Source organism: Gemmatimonadota bacterium (genome assembly GCA_016714015.1).
Classification (GTDB): Bacteria; Gemmatimonadota; Gemmatimonadetes; order Gemmatimonadales; family Gemmatimonadaceae; genus Pseudogemmatithrix.
In genome coordinates, this window is the sequence record JADJNZ010000004.1 from 320,786 (window position 1) to 337,972 (window position 17,187).

16 protein-coding genes are annotated in these 17,187 nt (G+C 69.9%); 12 read left to right on the plus strand and 4 right to left on the minus strand.

The genetic code is table 11. The features are described from left to right. Positions 1–25 precede the first annotated feature (25 nt). The 5 genes from IPJ78_08615 to IPJ78_08635 all read left to right on the plus strand — a co-directional run bounded on the left by IPJ78_08615 (position 26) and on the right by IPJ78_08635 (position 5,193). Positions 26–892 (plus strand): hypothetical protein, encoded by an 867-nt coding sequence (locus tag IPJ78_08615; protein MBK7906615.1) that lies wholly within the window; start codon positions 26–28, stop codon positions 890–892. Further along, positions 889–1,404, plus strand: coding sequence for a hypothetical protein (locus tag IPJ78_08620; protein ID MBK7906616.1), 516 nt, complete (start codon positions 889–891; stop codon positions 1,402–1,404). Before IPJ78_08615 ends, IPJ78_08620 begins: the two co-directional genes overlap by 4 nt. Beyond that, entirely contained in the window at positions 1,401–4,217 is a 2,817-nt protein-coding gene (locus IPJ78_08625; GenBank protein ID MBK7906617.1) for a hypothetical protein, read from the plus strand. Before IPJ78_08620 ends, IPJ78_08625 begins: the two co-directional genes overlap by 4 nt. A 98-nt stretch (positions 4,218–4,315) precedes the next feature. After that, entirely contained in the window at positions 4,316–4,642 is a 327-nt protein-coding gene (locus IPJ78_08630) for a hypothetical protein (GenBank protein MBK7906618.1), read from the plus strand. After that, a complete protein-coding gene (locus IPJ78_08635; GenBank protein ID MBK7906619.1) occupies positions 4,642–5,193 on the plus strand; it encodes a hypothetical protein in 552 nt (183 codons plus the stop codon). Before IPJ78_08630 ends, IPJ78_08635 begins: the two co-directional genes overlap by 1 nt. A 38-nt stretch (positions 5,194–5,231) precedes the next feature. Here IPJ78_08635 and IPJ78_08640 read toward each other — a convergent pair whose 3' ends face one another. From IPJ78_08640 to IPJ78_08655, 4 genes are all read right to left on the minus strand, one after another. After that, the gene (locus IPJ78_08640; GenBank protein MBK7906620.1) at positions 5,232–5,750 is read right to left on the minus strand and encodes a type 1 glutamine amidotransferase; all 519 of its coding nucleotides are present in this window, start codon (positions 5,748–5,750) and stop codon (positions 5,232–5,234) included. Positions 5,751–6,121: 371 nt separating this feature from the next. Beyond that, positions 6,122–7,135 carry a M48 family metallopeptidase gene (locus tag IPJ78_08645; protein ID MBK7906621.1) on the minus strand — a complete coding sequence of 338 codons (1,014 nt, stop codon included), beginning with the start codon at positions 7,133–7,135 and terminating at the stop codon, positions 6,122–6,124. 36 nt (positions 7,136–7,171) lie between these two features. Beyond that, on the minus strand, positions 7,172–7,747 hold the full coding sequence (locus IPJ78_08650) for a LemA family protein (GenBank protein MBK7906622.1): 576 nt from the start codon (positions 7,745–7,747) through the stop codon (positions 7,172–7,174). A gap of 129 nt (positions 7,748–7,876) precedes the next feature. Beyond that, on the minus strand, positions 7,877–8,059 hold the full coding sequence (locus IPJ78_08655) for a hypothetical protein (protein ID MBK7906623.1): 183 nt from the start codon (positions 8,057–8,059) through the stop codon (positions 7,877–7,879). 165 nt (positions 8,060–8,224) lie between these two features. Here IPJ78_08655 and tilS point away from each other — a divergent pair, with 165 nt between their 5' ends. From tilS to IPJ78_08690, 7 genes are all read left to right on the plus strand, one after another. Then, complete coding sequence (gene tilS / locus IPJ78_08660; GenBank protein ID MBK7906624.1) at positions 8,225–9,115, plus strand: tRNA lysidine(34) synthetase TilS; 891 nt, start codon at positions 8,225–8,227, stop codon at positions 9,113–9,115. Continuing rightward, entirely contained in the window at positions 9,112–9,663 is a 552-nt protein-coding gene (gene hpt, locus IPJ78_08665) for a hypoxanthine phosphoribosyltransferase (protein ID MBK7906625.1), read from the plus strand. Before tilS ends, hpt begins: the two co-directional genes overlap by 4 nt. A gap of 8 nt (positions 9,664–9,671) precedes the next feature. Next, on the plus strand, positions 9,672–11,648 hold the full coding sequence (ftsH, locus tag IPJ78_08670) for an ATP-dependent zinc metalloprotease FtsH (protein ID MBK7906626.1): 1,977 nt from the start codon (positions 9,672–9,674) through the stop codon (positions 11,646–11,648). Between the two features lie 149 nt (positions 11,649–11,797). Next, entirely contained in the window at positions 11,798–12,496 is a 699-nt protein-coding gene (locus IPJ78_08675) for a YggS family pyridoxal phosphate-dependent enzyme (GenBank protein MBK7906627.1), read from the plus strand. A gap of 4 nt (positions 12,497–12,500) precedes the next feature. After that, a complete protein-coding gene (locus IPJ78_08680; GenBank protein ID MBK7906628.1) occupies positions 12,501–13,022 on the plus strand; it encodes a DivIVA domain-containing protein in 522 nt (173 codons plus the stop codon). Between the two features lie 25 nt (positions 13,023–13,047). Beyond that, positions 13,048–13,872, plus strand: coding sequence for a purine-nucleoside phosphorylase (locus tag IPJ78_08685; protein MBK7906629.1), 825 nt, complete (start codon positions 13,048–13,050; stop codon positions 13,870–13,872). Then, a complete protein-coding gene (locus IPJ78_08690; GenBank protein MBK7906630.1) occupies positions 13,869–17,186 on the plus strand; it encodes an isoleucine--tRNA ligase in 3,318 nt (1,105 codons plus the stop codon). Before IPJ78_08685 ends, IPJ78_08690 begins: the two co-directional genes overlap by 4 nt. Position 17,187 lies beyond the last annotated feature (1 nt).

A 17,187-nucleotide genomic window follows, 5' to 3' on the forward strand; every position in this document is an offset into this window, starting at 1 on the left:
GGCCTCACACCCGGGACGCACAGGCATGATGTCCGGCGCATGTAGCCGGCAGGGGCGAGGACGGGCGCACGCGAGTGCGGCCGTCCTCGCCCTCTTCGTCGCCCTGCTGACCGTGCCTCGCACGGCCCGCGCGCAGGTCGCGGTCGACGAGCTCGAGATGCACTTCCAGCTCGCGCCCGGACGCGGTCCCCTCACGCAGGTGATCCCGGTCCGGAACGAGCAGGACAAGGTCCAGCAGGTCCGCGTCGTCCTCAACGACTGGCAGCGCGACACGCTCGGCCGCAACGAGTTCCTCCCCGTCGGTGCCACCGCCGGCAGTTGCCGCGACAAGGTCAAGGTCTTCCCGATGACCTTCCAGGTCGCGCCGGGGGCCGTCGAGTACGTCCGCGTCACCTTCGACGGTGCCGGCGACCTCGCCGGCTGCTGGTCGATCGTCCTCTTCGAGTCGGTCCAGCCGCCGCCGCCGCGCAACGAGCAACAGGGTTCGTTCCTCTCCATCGAGATCCGGACCGGCGTGAAGGTCTACGTCCATCCTGCGGCTCCCGTCCGCGCCGGCGAGATCGCCTTCGCCGACGTCGTCGAGGCGTGGATCCCCAAGGAGGTCCCCGCCGGCGCCAAGCGCGATTCGGTGAAGGTCTGGCAGGCGGACGTCCGCTTCACCAGCGCGGGCAACGAGCATCTGAAGTTGAAGACCACCATCGAGATCCGGGACGTGGACGGCCTGCTGCTGCAGAAGGTGAGTGCCCCCGAGGCGCTCATCACGCCCAACGCGGTCCGCGATCAGCGTATCACGCTCCCGACGCTCGCCAAGGGTGACTACGTCGCGCTCGTGATGGTCGACTTCGGTGGGGACGAGATCACGGCGGCGCAGGTGGAGTTCAAGGTCCCTTGATCGGCACGCGCTGGTGGTACGGGGTGGGGCAGGTGGCACTCCTGAGCGGAGTGCTCGCGGTCGTCGCCGCACCCGCCGCGGCCCAGCGCGGGCGCCGCACGACGCTCACCGTCACGGGGCTCCCGTTCACGGTGACGCAGACCACGCCCGCAGATTTCGACGCGGGCTCGGTCATCCTCGGCACGCTCACGTTCAACGTGAACGCGATCAGCAATCGCCCCGCCTTCTCGCCACGCGCGACGACGGTGAGCGTCAGGTGCTTCGCGCCCTGTCCGGCGACCGGGACCCTCAACGCCGCGGCGCTCCAGTGGCGGCGCGGTGATCTCGGGACCTGGAACACGCTGACGACGACTCAGGCCCTCGTCGAGACCCGGAACGTCACGTTCAACGGCACCAACGACCCCTGGTCGAATACGATCCAGTTCCGCTACCTGCTCAACTGGGCGACCACGCCGCCGACCGCGGCGACTCAGTTCCGCGTGCAGTTGCAGCTGGTGGTCGCCGCACCATGACGCGTCCGGCGCGCCGTGCGTGGCTCGTCGCGCTCCTGCTCGCGACGCCTTCGCTCGCCGCCGCCACCTCCGCGGACGACGCGGTGCGCCTCCCCTCCGTCGTCGTCGAGGCCGAGGCGCGCGCGATCATCACCGTGCAGGTCCCGATCCCGGAGTCGTTGCGCGACCTCGCCGAGGTCGCGTACGTCATCAAGCCGTTGAATGGCGCGAGCGTCGTCGGGATGCTGTCCGGCGTGCTCACCATCCCGCGCGGCTCCTCCCGCTCCCTCGTCCTGACACTCCGGGTCCCGAGCGACGCGCGGGCAGGACAGCTCGACCTCGCGGATGTCGAGTTCCGCGCCGCGGGGCGTCCCTCGGTCATCCAGCCGGTCTCGGTCCGCGTGCCACTCCGGCGCGAGGTGCTCGCGCTCGGCACCGCCGAGGTAACGGCGCTCCGCGCCGGTGACCGCGTCGACCTGGTCTTCCGTCTCGTCAACCGCGGCAACGCCGCCGAGGCCCTCAACCTCCGGCTGCGCACGCCCCAAGGGTGGCGCGTCACGCCCGACGTCCCGCGCACCATCAGCGTGCCCCTCGGCGCGACCGTCGAGATCGCGACCACGGTCGCGATCCCGGAAGCCGCCGGCATCGGCGACTACTCGGTGATCCTCGACGCGGGCGCGACGTGGCCGCCCACCGAGGCCCCCACGGCGCAGTTTCGCACCGTCCTCCGCGTGCACTCCAACGGCACGACCGTGAGCGGGCTGACGCTCCATCCGGTGCTCGCCGCCGCGACGAGCAGCGACGGCAGCGCCACCTTCGGCGGCGCGACCCTGGATGGCCCGGTCAGCGAGACCGTCCAACTCCGCGCACGCCTCCTGCCGCGCGTCCGCAGCTTCGGGATCGTGGCGCAGGGGCTGAGCGCGGTCGGGGCGTACCAGAGTCCCTTCTCGGCGAGCCTCGCTGGTCGCAACTGGGAGGTCAACGCGGGCAATGCCCTCGTGCAACTCTCGGATCTGGCCGGCGTGAACGTGCTCGGGGAAGGCGTCACCGCTTCGGGAACGCGCGGGGAGTGGGAAGGGCGTGCGATCGTCGGTCGGCCATCCGCCGGCGGCACCGCGAGCGACCTCGGCGGACAGCTGTTCGGCGCCGGACTCTGGCGCGAAGGGGCATTCGGTCGGGTCGGCGGGGCGATGTCGTACCTCGCCGAGCGCGGCGGCGTCTCGCGCGGCCGCGACCTCACCGCGCTCGCCGCCGAGTACGAGACGCGGCCCATCGGTGCGCTCACGCTCGGGACCGGCCTCGCCTACCGCGAGAGTTACGGCGTCGTGAACGCCGGCTACAGCTTCCGTGCGGTCAACGAGCGCCCCCACGACCGTGTCTCGATGAGTATCGTGCATGCGCCCGGCGGCAGCGGCGCCTTCGCGCGCGCGACCGACGAGTTCCAGTTCCAGGCCGCGCGCGACCTCTCCGATCGGTGGTCGCTCGACGGATCGCTCTCGCGCACGCGCGACGCGAGCAATGTCTTCCGCGCCATGCGCGTCGATTCGTGGAGCGTCGGGCAGCGTTTCGCGCTCTCCGACGCGTCGGCCGTGTCACTCCGCGGGCAGTTCACCGAGTTCGATGCGCGGTCCGCCTCAGGGGCGTTCGGGTCGTTCGGGTCAGGCTCCCGCGACCTGACGGCCGGCTACGAATGGCGCCGCGGACTGCTGTCCCTGTCGGGTGAGGGCAGTCTCGGCGCCGTCACGCGCACCACCGAACTGCTCGACGGGCGCGAGGTGACGTCGATAGCCGGCCAGAGCGCGGCCCGGGTCTTCGCGACACGCGCTCTCGAGCGACTCGGGGCGATCGACGCATCGCTCGGCGTGCAGGTGACCGAGGCGGGTGTCGGGATGCCGGGGGACGTGTGGGTCGCGTCGCTGCGCTGGTCCGGTCTGCCGCTCACCCGCGGCGCTCGGGCCGTCCGGCTCGACTCGGAGGCGCAGTACCAGCGCCTTGGGGCCATCCAGTCCTTCCTCGTCACGCGCACCTCGATGACGATGGCCCTCCCGGGCGGGCTGGATCTCGCGATGAGCGCGGAGCGCAACCCGTACTATCGCGACCGGACCGGCCGTGCCGGGTGGATGGCCGCCATGCGGCTCTCGGTCTCGACCCTTCTCCGCCCGGTGAGCAACAGTGGGGATCAGGGCGTCGTGTACGCCGACCGCGACGGCAATGGGCGACGGGACCCGGGCGAGCCGGGCGTGGCGGGCGTCGTGCTCCGGCGCGGCGACGCACGGGTGACGTCCGACCGGAACGGGCACTACCGCCTCCCCGCGCGCGTGCGCGGCCGGACGCGCGTGGAGCAGGGGAGCCTGCCGGCCGGACTCCTGGCGCATCCGCTCCTTTCGGCTGACACGCTCGAGCGTCGCGACATCCCGTTGCTCGCGACCGGCACCGTCTCGCTCGCGCTTCGGATCGTCCGCGACGAGGACGGTCGCGCCCCGGACGTGAAGCTCGCCGACGTCCGCATCTTCCTGCGCGACGGGACCGGGTTCGAATGGGTCGGTCGCCACGCCGACGACTCGACCCTCGTCTTCGAGGATGTGCCGGCCGGCGACTACACAACGCGCTTCGATTTCTCCATGCTCGCCGAGCCGCTCCGGACCGATGAGACCGTGACGATCGGCGTGCGGCCGCGCGAGCGGCGGACGGTCCCGATCGCGCTGCGCGGGCGCGCGGTGCGCATCACGGTGCCGCCATCCCGTGCCGGCGAGCCGCGCGGGGCGCGCAGCCGGACCGGTCAGGCTGCACGGGACGAGGCGAGCATGCCGCCCAAGGGCGACGGTCGCCGGTGAGGTCGCTTCGTGCGCTCCGGTCCGCCACCCTGTTCATCCCCGCACTGATCGCGTGTGGTTGCTCCTTCCCCACCGACCCGGCCGGGGAGGTCGCGGATGTGCGCGGGACTTGGCACTATTCCGGGGATCAGGCCGCTCCGGCCCTCACCCTCGACGGCACCCTGCTCATCTCCACGCAACGCGACGATGTGATCAGCGGCCAACTCTCCTGGCAGGAACAGGGGGTGGCAGGCGGCGTGCGCTCCGACGGCGGGCCGGTCAGCGGCCGCGTGATCGAGGATTCGGACGTCGATTTCGACGTGCTGCTCGCAGCGACGGAGCGGCGGCACGTCGGCCGGATCGTCGGTGACACGATCCGGGGGGCGTGGATCGAGGTCTCCTCGGGGCGGAGCGGGAACTTCGTCGCGGTGAAGGCGGCGCCCTGATGCCCCGCAGGCTTCGATCCGGCCGACATCTCCTGCTGGCGGCGCTGCTGCTCGGGAGCCTCCCAGCGATCGTCTCGGGGCAGGGGAACTGCACGGTCAACAACCGGGCGACATGCACGGTCGGGGGCACGGCGAACTACGGAATGAACCTCACCGTGACGACCGTCGTGAGGCTCCAGATCCCCTCCACCGTGGTTCCCTTGGGGACCGCCACGGCGACGGAATTCGCCGCGGGGTTCGGCACGCCGGCGCTCACACCGCTCCTCATTCGGGCGAACAGAAGCTGGACAGTCACGCTCCGTTCGACCGCCGGAACCTGGACGGGAACGGGGCCGCAAGCACGTCCGAACAAACCCGTGGGCGAGCTGCAGTGGGGGACGGCGGCAGGCGGTCCGTTCGCGAACATGAGCACCACCGCGGTGACGATCGGGACCGGCGCGGCCACCGCCGGGACGACCGTCAACCTGTATCTGCGGTCCGTCTACCAGTGGACGCTGGACCGCCCGGGGGCGTACAGCCTGCCGTTGCAGCTCACGATCACGGCTCCCTGACCCGTTCCTGAGGGCCCCCAAGGGCCCCCGCGGCGGCTCTACCGCCGCCCCTCGAACCAGCCGACCAGCGCCTCGCCGAAGGCCGGAAGGTCCTTCGGGACTCGGCTCGAGATGAGGTTGCCGTCCGTCACCACCGGCGCGTCGACCCACTCCGCCCCGGCGTTCACCACGTCGTCCCGGATCCCGACTGTGGAGGTCAGCCGGCGCCCACGGACTATCCCGGCGCTGATCAGGATCCACGGTCCGTGGCATATCGTGGCGACGAGACCACCGCGCTCGTGCACGTTGCGAACGAGCTGAAGCGCCCGCGGGTCGCGTCGGATCTTGTCCGGCGCCCACCCACCGGGCGCGAGCACACCAGCCAAATTGGCGGTATCGACATCATCGATAGATACATCAACCGGGGCAGGGTACCCATGCTTCCCGCTGAAGACCTGCCCGGGGACACCGACGAGCGGCGCGCTGATGCCGGCCGCCTCCAAGCGTAGTTTCGGGTACCAGACCTCGAGGTCCTCATAGTCTGGGCCGATCAAAATGGCTACCGTCGGCGGCGTCATTGCGGTTTTGTTGAAAGATTGAACCTGTAAAGACCATCATATCTTTCGATAGATCATACAACACTCGATAAATGCAATGAAAATGCCTATTTACCGAGCATGACTAAAGCTCATTGAGAAATGCATAACGGCGAGAATTTATGCATCTTGCTATGCATATCGTCCGCTCAGCCTCCTGGTCGCGATCGATTCTCACAATCACGATAATCCACACAGGAGCTGGATGAGGGGCGTTCCGCGAAGGGAGATAGATATCCACATCCCCGCTTCTTTCCACATTCGATCCGCTCGCGGAGAGATCCGGTAGCGGAGTGCTTTCGTGTGGAAAAGTTTGAACGCCAACTCTCGCTTGCCTTCAAGCTACCAGACTGTCATTCAGGCGCAAGGTCACCACTCGCCTTCGCGGACTGATAGGCCATCGCGCGGAGCCGGGCGACCCGCAACGCCATGGGGGGATGCGTCGCGAACAGGTCCCCCACGAACCCCACCTTCTGGCTCACGCGTCTGCCCAGGGGGTCGGCGATGCAAAGGTGCGCAACCCCGCCCTTGATGGTCTTGGTCGGTGCGCCCGCCTTCTCGATCCGGTCGAGCGCGTCGGCGAGGGCCATCGGGTTCCGGGTGAACTGGGCCGCCATCGCATCGGCGAGGTACTCTCGCTTCCGGCTGATTCCCATTGCCAGCATCCGGGTGATCAGGGGCGCCAGGATCCAGCTGATCAGCCAGATGACCAGGAGGACCAGGAGGAGCCCCCCGAGCTTGCCGCCGCGGTCCCGCCCGCCGCCCCCGCTGCGGTGTCGTCCGATCCGCATCGACCGGCCGAGTCCGTCCGCGATGAGCGCGATCGCCCCGGCGAGCCCGGCGACCATCGTCATCAGTTGCATGTCGAGGTTCTTCACGTGCCCGAGCTCGTGGGCGACGACCGCTTGGAGCTCATCTCGACTCAACATGGACACGAGGCCGGTCGTCACCGCGAGGTGCGGGTGGTCGGGGTCGGTCCCGGTCACGAACGCATTGGGGTCCGGATCGTCGATCAGGTAGATCTTGGGCTTCCGGACGCCGGCGGCGATCGCCATCTCCTCCACGACGTTCTCGAGCTGCCGATTCTCGTCCATCCGGCCCTCGGGGAGGGGGTAGGCGCCGGCGGACCAAAGGACCTTGTCCGGGCCGGTCCGCCGGATCCAGGTGACCGTGACGGCCGCAATGGCGAACAGCGCGACCCCCCCCCAGGGGAAGGCGTGGCGGTACGCCCCCGGCGGGCCATATCGGGTCATCTCCCAGGCCAGGTAGTCGCCCCCGAAGCCCAGCCAGGCGAAGAAGAGGACGAACGCCGCGACCAGCCACCGGGACTTCCGGCGGTTGGCGGCCTGCTGCTCGAAGAGGTTCATGGCCCGGGCGGCGGGCGCGGGGTGGCCGGGGTGGGCCTAGTTCCGGCGGAACTCGACCTTGGGGACGGCACGCTCGGCGGCGTCCTCGATCTCCCACAGCTCTGCGACCGCCGCGCCCGCCATGTTCGCGACCAGGTTGGTCGGGAATTGCTGCTGCTTGATGTTGTACGACGTGGCCGTGTCGTTGTAACCCTGCCGGGCGAACGAGACCTTGTTCTCGGTCGAGGTCAGCTCTTCCTGGAGTTGCCGGACGTTCGCGGTGGCCTTGAGGTCGGGATAGGACTCCACCACGGCCATCAGCTTGCCGAGCGCGCCGCTGAGTTGCTGTTCGGCCGCGGCGGAGGCGGCGACGTGCTGCGGGTCGAGCCCGGCGGCGGCCATGATCGCGCCGTTCCGGGCACTGATGACGGCGGCGAGCGTGTCCTTCTCGAAGTCCATCGCGCCCTGGACGGCCTGCACCAGGTTGGGGATGAGGTCGTGGCGGCGCTTGAGCTGGACGTCGATCTGCTTGAGCGCGTTCTCCGTCTGGCCCCGGAGGGCGATCAGCCCGTTGTACGCCGCGACGAGCCAAGCAAGGAAGACCGCGGCGATGACCACCAGTGCGAACAGCATGCGACGCTCCGAGGATGAGGACGACGGGGCACGGCGAGCGAGCGGGACGCCTGCGGAATCCTATCACGAAACACGACGGGAGGTAACGCGCGCGGCGTCACCTCCCGTGGGGCCATCGAGCCGGGGGACTCAGGCCGCGGACTGTTCCTTCTTCTTCGCCATCGCATCCTGCACCCACGTGATCGGGATGAGGAAGAAGGGCGTCAGCACGATGCCGAGCAGCATGTTGATCCAGGTGAGCCCGATGTAGTACGCGCCCATGCCAAGTCCGGCGATGAGGGTACCGAGCGGACCGCCGATCTGGTGTTCCATCTGCTGTGCTCCGTGCGGGTTGCGGTGGGTCGATGGCCGTACGCAGGGTATCTTAAGGACGTGAACGCGCAAAGGGAACGGGGGGTTCGCGAGCGGGTCCCGGATGCCATCGCCGCGCTTCCCGGCGGGCGATGGTTGCTCGCGGTCTCGGGCGGCCGAGACTCCATGGCGCTCCTCCATGCGATGGCCACCGGCCGTCCGGGGGAGATCGCGGCGGTCGCCACCTTCGACCACGGGAGCGGCCTGCCCGCCCGGCGCGCCGTCGACCTGGTCATGCGGGAGTCGGAGCGGCTCGGCGTGCGCGCCGTCTCGGGCTCCGCTGCGCGCGCCGTGGCCCGAACCGAGGCGGCCTGGCGCGCGGCGCGACACCGGTTCCTTGATGCATGGGCCGAGGAGCTCGATGCCGCCGTCGTCACCGCGCACACGCGCGACGACGAGATCGAGACGGTGGTGCAGCGGCTGCTGCGCGAGGCCGGTCCGCGCGGGCTCGCGGGCATGCGCGCGTCCGCGCGGGCGCTCGAGGGACGGGCGCGCGTGCGGCCGCTGCTCGAGGTCCCGCGCGCGAGCGTGCACGCGTACGCCGCGGAAGCCGGAGTGCCCTGGCTTGAGGACCCCACCAACGCCGAGCCGACATTCCAGCGGAACCGGGTGCGTCACGAACTCCTCCCCGCCCTCGAGCGGGCGCGGCCGGGCTTCGCCGACTGGTGCTGGCAGCTCGGGGAGCGCGCGGCGGAGTGGCGGGCGCGGATGGACGAGTTGCTCGTCGACGCCGGCGTGCAGCGGATCGCTCCGGACAGCGTCATCGTCCCGGTCGCGCCGTTCGCGTCCTGTGGGGCGGACGAGTGGGCGGTGCTGTGGCCGGCGGTCGCGGCGCGCGTGGGCGTGGTGATGGACCGTCGCGGCATCGCGCGCGCCGCGGCATGGGCACCGCGCGCGCGGACGGGGCAGGGCATCCCGCTCGCCGGTGACGCGCGCATCGTCCGGACGGCGTCCACGTTCGTGGTGCGCGCGTCGGGAACGACGGCGCCCGTTCCCGACTATATATTGGAGCAATGACCGTTCCTGTCGCCGACCCGCGGCTGAAGGGGCGCGCCGTCAAGCGCATCGCCTTCGACGAGGAGACCATCGCCCGCCGAGTGCAGGAACTCGGCCGGGAGATCACCGCCGCCTATCCGGACGGCGACCTCCTCGTGCTCGGGCTCCTCAAGGGGAGCTTCATCTTCCTGTCCGACCTCGTGCGCCACATCGAGCGTCCGCTCCATGTGGACTTCCTCGTGGCCTCGTCGTACGGGGACGCCACGGTGAGCTCGGGGCACGTGAAGCTCGTCTACGACCCGAACACCTCCCTCGCGGGGAAGCACATCCTCCTCGTCGAGGACATCGTGGACTCGGGGCGGACGTTGCAGAAGCTCATGGACCTGCTCCGGGAACGGCAGCCGCGCTCGCTGGAGATCTGCGCGCTGCTGCACAAGCACATCGCCACTGAACTGCATCACCCGACGAAGTTCATCGGGTTCGATGCCCCTCATGAATTCCTCGTCGGCTACGGATTGGACCATGCGGAGGATTTCCGCCATGTCCCGTACGTGGCGAGCCTGCAGTAAGGAGACGCATGGCCACGCCCAACACCCCGCAGAAGCCCGGTGGCTTCGGCAAGTTCTCGCGGACGCTCTCGTTCTGGCTGATCGCGTTCCTCATCCCCATCGTGCTCATCCAGTACGCGATGAAGGGGAGCGAGGCGGTCGTCGAGGTCGACGCGTCGGTCTACTACCAGCAGCTCGACGCCGGCAACATCTCCAAGGTGACGGTGATCGGCGGCAAGGAGATCGTCGGCGAGTTCCGCAACCGCTTCCTCGTCCGTGGCCGCGAGGTCAAGGGCTTCAAGACGCTGTTGCCGATCGCGAACAACCCCGAGGACATGAAGCGGCTCGAGGCCAAGGGCGTCGTGCTCAAGGCGCAGGAGCCGCGGCCGAGCCTGGTCGCCGTGCTCGTCTCGCTGCTCCCCTGGGTCCTCATCCTCGGCATCTGGATCTTCCTCTTCCGGCAGATGCAGGCCGGCGGGAACAAGGCCTTCTCGTTCGGCAAGTCGAAGGCGAAGCTGCTCTCGGGCGACACGCCCAAGATCACCTTCGCCGACGTGGCGGGCGCGGACGAAGCGAAGGTCGAGCTCCGCGAGATCATCGAGTTCCTGAAGGACCCTCAGAAGTTCACCAAGCTCGGCGGCCGCCTGCCCAAGGGCGCGCTGCTCGTCGGTCCGCCGGGCACCGGCAAGACGCTGCTCGCCAAGGCCGTCGCCGGCGAGGCGGGGCGCCCGTTCTTCTCCATGTCGGGCTCCGACTTCGTCGAGATGTTCGTCGGCGTCGGCGCCTCGCGCGTGCGTGACCTCTTCGAGCAGGGCAAGGCGAGTGCGCCCTGCATCATCTTCATCGACGAGATCGACGCGGTGGGCCGTCACCGCGGTGCCGGTCTCGGCGGCGGGCACGACGAGCGCGAGCAGACGCTCAACCAGCTGCTCGTCGAGATGGACGGGTTCGAGTCGAACGACGGCGTGATCCTGATCGCCGCGACCAACCGCCCGGACGTGCTCGACCCGGCGCTCCTGCGCCCGGGCCGCTTCGACCGCCAGATCGTGGTGGATTCCCCCGACCTCCGCGGTCGCGAGGGGATCCTCAAGGTGCACGTGCGCAACAAGCCGCTCGCGGAGGACGTGGACATCCACCGCCTCGCGCGCGGCACGCCGGGGATGGCGGGTGCCGACCTGGCGAACCTCGTGAACGAGGCGGCGCTGCTCGCGGCCCGCAACAATCACGACAAGATCTACATGGTGGATTTCGAGAACGCGAAGGACCGCGTCATGCTCGGCGCCGAGCGCAAGTCGCTCGTGATGCGCGAGGAGGAGCGCCGGCTCACGGCGTTCCACGAGGCGGGCCATGCGGTCTGCGCGATCCGCGTGAAGGGCAACGACCCGCTGCACAAGGTGACCATCGTGCCGCGTGGCCGCGCGCTGGGCCTGGCGTTCACGCTCCCCGAGGACGATCGCGTGTCGGTGACGCGCGAGCAGCTCGAGGCGCGGCTCGTGATGGCGTACGGCGGGCGCGTGGCCGAGGAGATGATCTTCGGGCGCGACCACGTGACGACCGGGGCGGCGAGCGACATCCAGCAGGCGACGGGGATCGCGCGGCGCTACGTGTCGCAGTGGGGCCTCTCCGATGCGATCGGCCCGATCCTCGTGGGCGACAACGAGCAGGAGGTCTTCCTGGGCCAGCAGCTCACGAGCCGTCGGCAGGTCTCGGAGCGGACCGCGCAGCAGGTGGACGACGAGGTGGCGCGCGTGATCAACGAGGCGTACAACCGCGCGATGGACACGCTCACCGCGCATCGCCCGCTGCTCGACAGCATCGCCACCGCGCTGCTCGAGCGCGAGACGCTCACGCGCGAGGACATCGCGATCCTCGAGAAGGGCGAGACGCTGCCCCCGCGGATCGATCCGCCGACGACGGCGCCGCTCGTGCCCGCCGCGCCGGTGCTGCGCCCGGAGCCGACGCGGGTGCTGCCCCCGCTCGCGGGACCGGAGCCGACACCGGCCTGAGGATCAACGCTGAAGGGTGAAGGATGAATGTGCACGGCGATGCGGGGGCGGGGACTTGTTCCCTGCCCCCGCATCGCTTCCGTCGTTCCTCCTTCGACCTTGAGCCTTCCTCTACCGTATGGACTCCACTCCCGGTAATTTCGATTGTTATGGCTTTTCCAGACCTGCTCGCTCGCGTCGCTGAGGTCCGTGGACGGATCGCGGAGGCGCGGGCGCGTGGAGGTCAGGGGCAGGAGGTCCGTTTGATCGCCGTCACCAAGACCCACGGACCGGAGGCCGTCGAGGCCGCGTGGGCCGCCGGGATCACCGACGTCGGCGAGAACAAGGTGCAGGAGGCGGCGACGAAGATGGACGCGCTCGTCGACGCCGCGTGCACGAAGGGCGGGGTCCGGTGGCACCTCATCGGGCACCTCCAGACGAACAAGGCGAAGGCGTTGCCGCGGTTCGCGCTGTTCCACGCGCTCGATCGGGATGGGTTGGTCGACGCGGCACGAGCGGTCGCGGTGAAGTCATCGCAGGTGCTCGAGGTGCTCGTGCAGGTGAACATCTCGGGCGAGGACTCCAAGGGCGGCTACACGCCGGCGCAGGTGCCGGCCCTCGCCGAGCGGTTGGCGGCGATGCCGTCCCTGCGCGTGCGTGGCGTGATGACGATGGCGCCGTTCGACGCGGAGGAGCGGGCGCTCCGGACGGTGTTCGCTGGCGCGCGGGACTGCGCGGCGGTGCTGCGCGCGGCGGGCCATCCGGCGACGGAACTCTCGATGGGGATGTCGGGCGACTACGAAGTGGCGGTCGAGGAAGGGGCGACGCTGGTGCGGCTGGGCACGATCCTCTTCGGCGCAAGGAGCTGAAACGATGGAACAGGACGACGCATTCCACCTCACGGCGGTCGATGTCCGCCGCTACGAGTTCCAGACCGTCATGCGCGGCTACGACCGCGCGCGCGTGGACCAGTTCAAGGTCCAGGTCGCCGACGAGATGGAACGGCTCATGCGCGCCAACCAGGATCTCGATGAGAAGGCGCGCAACTTCCACGAGCAGCTCCGGGCCTTCCGCGAGCGCGATCGCGCGCTCAACGAGGCGCTGGTCAGCGCGCAGCAGCTGCGCGGCGACATGAAGGAGCAGGCCTCGCGCGAGGCCGATCTCATCGTGCAGGAGGCGCAGGCGAAGGCCGAACGGCTCCTCGACGAGGCTCGTGCCGAATCGGCGCGGGTGCTCGAGGCGGGGCGCGCCGAGCTCGCGGTGCTCAAGCACGACCTCGATCGCCTGGAGCATGCGCGACGCACCTACCTCGCGCAGATGCGCGCGACCGCCGAGCGGCACCTGGCCGAGGCCGCGGCCTTCGCGCAGCAGCCCGGCTTCGGCGAGGGCGTGTAAGCGGATGAGCGGACGCGTGGCCGGCATGGAGCTCCACACCCCCGCGGCGATCGAGGCGGCGGTGCGTGCCGTGCGTGCGCGCTCCGCGCTCGTGCCGGAGGTCGCGATCATCCTCGGCACCGGCCTCGGCGGGCTCGCGCGGGCGATGGCCGTCGAGACGGCGATCGCGTACGACGAGATCCCGGGCTTCCCGATCTCGACCGTCGAGTCGCATCACGGGCGCCTCCTGCTCGGCACGCTCGGCGGCCGGCGCGTGGTCGCCATGCAGGGGCGATTCCATCGCTACGAAGGCTACACGCTCCAGCAGGCGACCTTCCCCGTGCGCGTGATGCGCGCGCTCGGGGCGGGGACCCTCATCGTCAGCAACGCGTGCGGCGGCATGCACCCGCTCTGGGCGCCGGGCGACCTCATGCTCATCGCCGACCACATCAACCTGCTCGGCGACAACCCGCTGATCGGGCCGAACGACGCGTCGCTCGGCCCGCGCTTCCCGGACATGTCGACGGTCTATGACGTCGCGCTGCGCGACGCGGCCAAGGCGGTCGCGCGCGCGCAGGGCTTCACCGTGCGCGAGGGGGTCTACGTCGCCGTGCAGGGCCCGAACCTCGAGACGCGCGCCGAGTACCGGATGCTGCGCGCGATGGGCGCTGATGTCGTGGGGATGAGCACGGTGCCCGAGGTGATCGTGGCGCGGCACGCGGGAATGCGCGTGCTCGGCTGCTCGATCATCACCGACCAGTGCCTCCCCGACGCGCTCGAGGAGGCGTCGCTCGACAAGATCCTCGCCGTCGCCGCGCGAGCCGAACCGCACCTGACCGCGCTCGTGCAGGGCGTGCTGGAGACGATGTGACGGAGACCCGCACGACGGAGCGCTACCGCCAGCTGCCGAGCGACCTCACGGGCGACGCCCTTGAGCGCGAGGTGATGGAGCGCTGGACGCGGGACGGCGTCTTCGCGGCGTCGCAGGCGCTGCGCGCCGACGCGCCCGCGTGGACGTTCTACGAGGGGCCGCCGACCGCCAACGGGAAGCCGGGCATCCATCACGTCTTCGCGCGCACGGTGAAGGACCTCTTCTGCCGTCACCGCGCGATGCTCGGGTACCACGTGCCGCGGAAGGCGGGGTGGGACACGCATGGCCTGCCGGTCGAGATCGAGGTCGAGAAGCAGCTCGGGATCTCGGGGAAGCAGGACATCGAGCGCGTCGGCGTGGCGGAGTTCAATCGCCGCTGCCGCGAATCGGTGTGGACGTACAAGGGGGACTGGGAGCAGGTGAGCGAGCGGATGGGCTACTGGCTCGACTACGCCGATCCGTACGTCACCTACAGCAACGCGTACGTCGAGTCGGTGTGGTGGGCGCTCAAGACGCTCCACGCCAAACAGCTGCTTTACCTCGGGCACAAGATCCTGCCGTACTGCGCGCGTTGCGGGACGGCGCTCTCGTCGCACGAGGTCGCGCAGGGGTACGAGGATGTCGAGGATCCGTCGGTCTACGTGGCGCTTGACCTGGATGAAGGCGGAAGGATGAAGGATGAAGGTGGTGGACCTTCCTCCTCGAGCCTTCGGCCTTCGTCCGCCGTTCGTCGCCGCATCATCGTCTGGACCACGACCCCGTGGACCCTCGTCTCCAACGTCGCGCTCGCGGTGCATCCCGAGCTCACCTACGTCGAACTGCGCAAGAAGAACGTGACCGACTGGACGATCCTGCTCGCCGACGCGCGCGCGGGAGCAGTCCTCGGCAACGACTACACCGAGCGTTGGGACGTCGTGGCGACCATGAAGGGCGCGGACCTCGTCGGGAAGCGCTACAAGCGTCCGCTCGACTGGATCGCGTATCCGGCCGAGGGGAACACCGAGGTCATCGTCGGCGAGGAGTTCGTGTCCGCCGAGGACGGTTCGGGCGTCGTGCACATGGCGCCGGCGTTCGGCGCGGACGACTACGCGGCGGGGAAGCGCCACGACCTGGCGTTCGTGAACCCGGTGAACGCGCGCGGCGAGTTCCCCGCGGAGATGCCGCTCGTGGGCGGCCGCTTCGTGAAGGATGCCGATCCGCTCATCATCGAGGAGCTGACGCGGCGCGACCAGCTCTGGAAGGCGCAGAAGTTCGTGCACAGCTATCCGCACTGCTGGCGGTGCGGCACGCCGTTGCTGTACTACGCCCGCTCGTCCTGGTTCGTGCGCACGACCGCGTACAAGGACGAGATGCTGGCGCGCAACGCGGCGGTGGACTGGAACCCGCCGGAGGTGGGGGCGGGACGCTTCGGGTCGTGGCTGGAGAACAACATCGACTGGGCGATCTCGCGCGACCGGTATTGGGGCACGCCGCTGCCGGTCTGGGTCAACGACGCGGATCCGACCGAGCTCGAGGTCATCGGGTCGTTCGCGGAGCTCGCGACCAAGGTGGGCGCGCCGCTGCCCGCGGATTTCGACCCGCACAAGCCGCACATCGACCAGTACACCTGGCCCGCGCCGAGCGGGACGGGGACGATGCGCCGCGTGAGCGAGGTGATCGACACCTGGTTCGACTCGGGCTCGATGCCGTTCGCGCAGTGGGGCTATCCGCATCAGGCGGGGAGCGCCGAGAAGCTCGCGCGCTACTATCCCGCGGAGTTCATCGCCGAGGGCGTGGACCAGACACGCGGATGGTTCTATTCGCTGCTCGCGATCGCGACCGGGTTGGGCGATGCGCTGCCGGGTCAGGGGAGTGCACGGTCGAAGGCGGAAGGGGGCACGGCGGCCGTCGCGGCACCCTATCGTGCGGTCGTGGTCAACGACCTCGTGCTCGACGCGAACGGGCAGAAGATGTCCAAGTCGCGCGGCAACACGGTCGATCCGCGCGCGGTGATGGAACGGCATGGCGCCGATGCGGTGCGGCTCTTCCTCATGGCGAGCTCGCAGGTGTGGGTGCCGCGGCGGTTCGACGAGGCGGTGATCCGCGAGACGGCGGGACGGTTCCTCGTCACGTTGCGGAACGTCTACTCGGGGATCTTCGCGCAGTATGCGAACTTCGGGTGGTCGCCGAGCGCGGCCGACCCGGCGCCGGCGGATCGCCCGGTGCTCGACCGCTGGATCCTGTCGCGGCTCGTGTCGGTGGAGGCCGAGGTCGATGCGATCCTCACGCGCTTCGACGCCACGGCGGCGGCGCGCGTGCTCATGGACTTCGTGAGCGAGGACGTCGCCAACTGGTACGTGCGGCTCTCGCGGTCGCGCTTCTACGAGACGACGGGCGCGGACAACCGCGCGGCCTTCGCGACGTTGCACGAGGTGCTGGTCGTCACCTGCCGCCTGCTCGCACCCTTCGCGCCCTTCGTGAGCGACTGGATGCACGTCGAGCTCACCGGCGGGTCGGTGCATCTGGCGCCGTTCCGGCGCCAGCGGGCGGAGGGCGGCTGGCCGACGGCCGATGCGGCGTTGGAGCAGGCGATGGCGACCGCGCGCACGCTCGCGACCCTCGGGCGCGCGGCGCGTGAGGCGGCGGGCATCAAGGTGCGGCAGCCGCTCGGTGCCCTCACCTGTGTCGCGCCGGGGGTGGCCGCGTCGTGGCACGCGATGATCGCCCCGCTCGTCGCCGCCGAGCTCAATGTGAAGCAGGTGACCTTCGCCGACAGCGCCGCGGACTGGGTGCGGCTCGAGGGGAAGGCGAACTTCCCCGTGCTCGGCAAGATCGTCGGACCGGCGATGAAGGCCACCAAGCCGATCGTCGAGGGGCTCTCGCAGGCGCAGCTGCGCACGATCGAGGGCGGCGGCTCCGTCGAGGTGGAGGTGCCGGGCCATGGCGCGCTGATGCTCGATGCGACCCGCGTCGCGATCACCGCGAAGGCGGCGACGGCGCTGGTGGTGCAGCAGGGCGACGGGATGTCCGTCGCGCTCGACCCGGCGGTGACGCCGGCGCTCCGCGCCGAAGGGATGGCGCGCGAGGTGGTGAGCCGCGTGCAGCGCCTCCGCAAGGAGAGCGGGCTCGCGGTGAGTGACCGGATCCGGTTGGTGATCGCCGGCCCGGTGGAGGTGCTCGACGCGCTGCGCATCCACGCGGAGTGGATCGCAGGCGAGGTGCTGGCTCGGGAGTGCCGCATGGAGGCGGAGCTCCCATCCCCCGCGTGGGCCGCGACCGTCGAGGTGGAGCTCGACGGGCCCGTGGTCCACATCGCCCTTTCCAAGGACAGTTGAA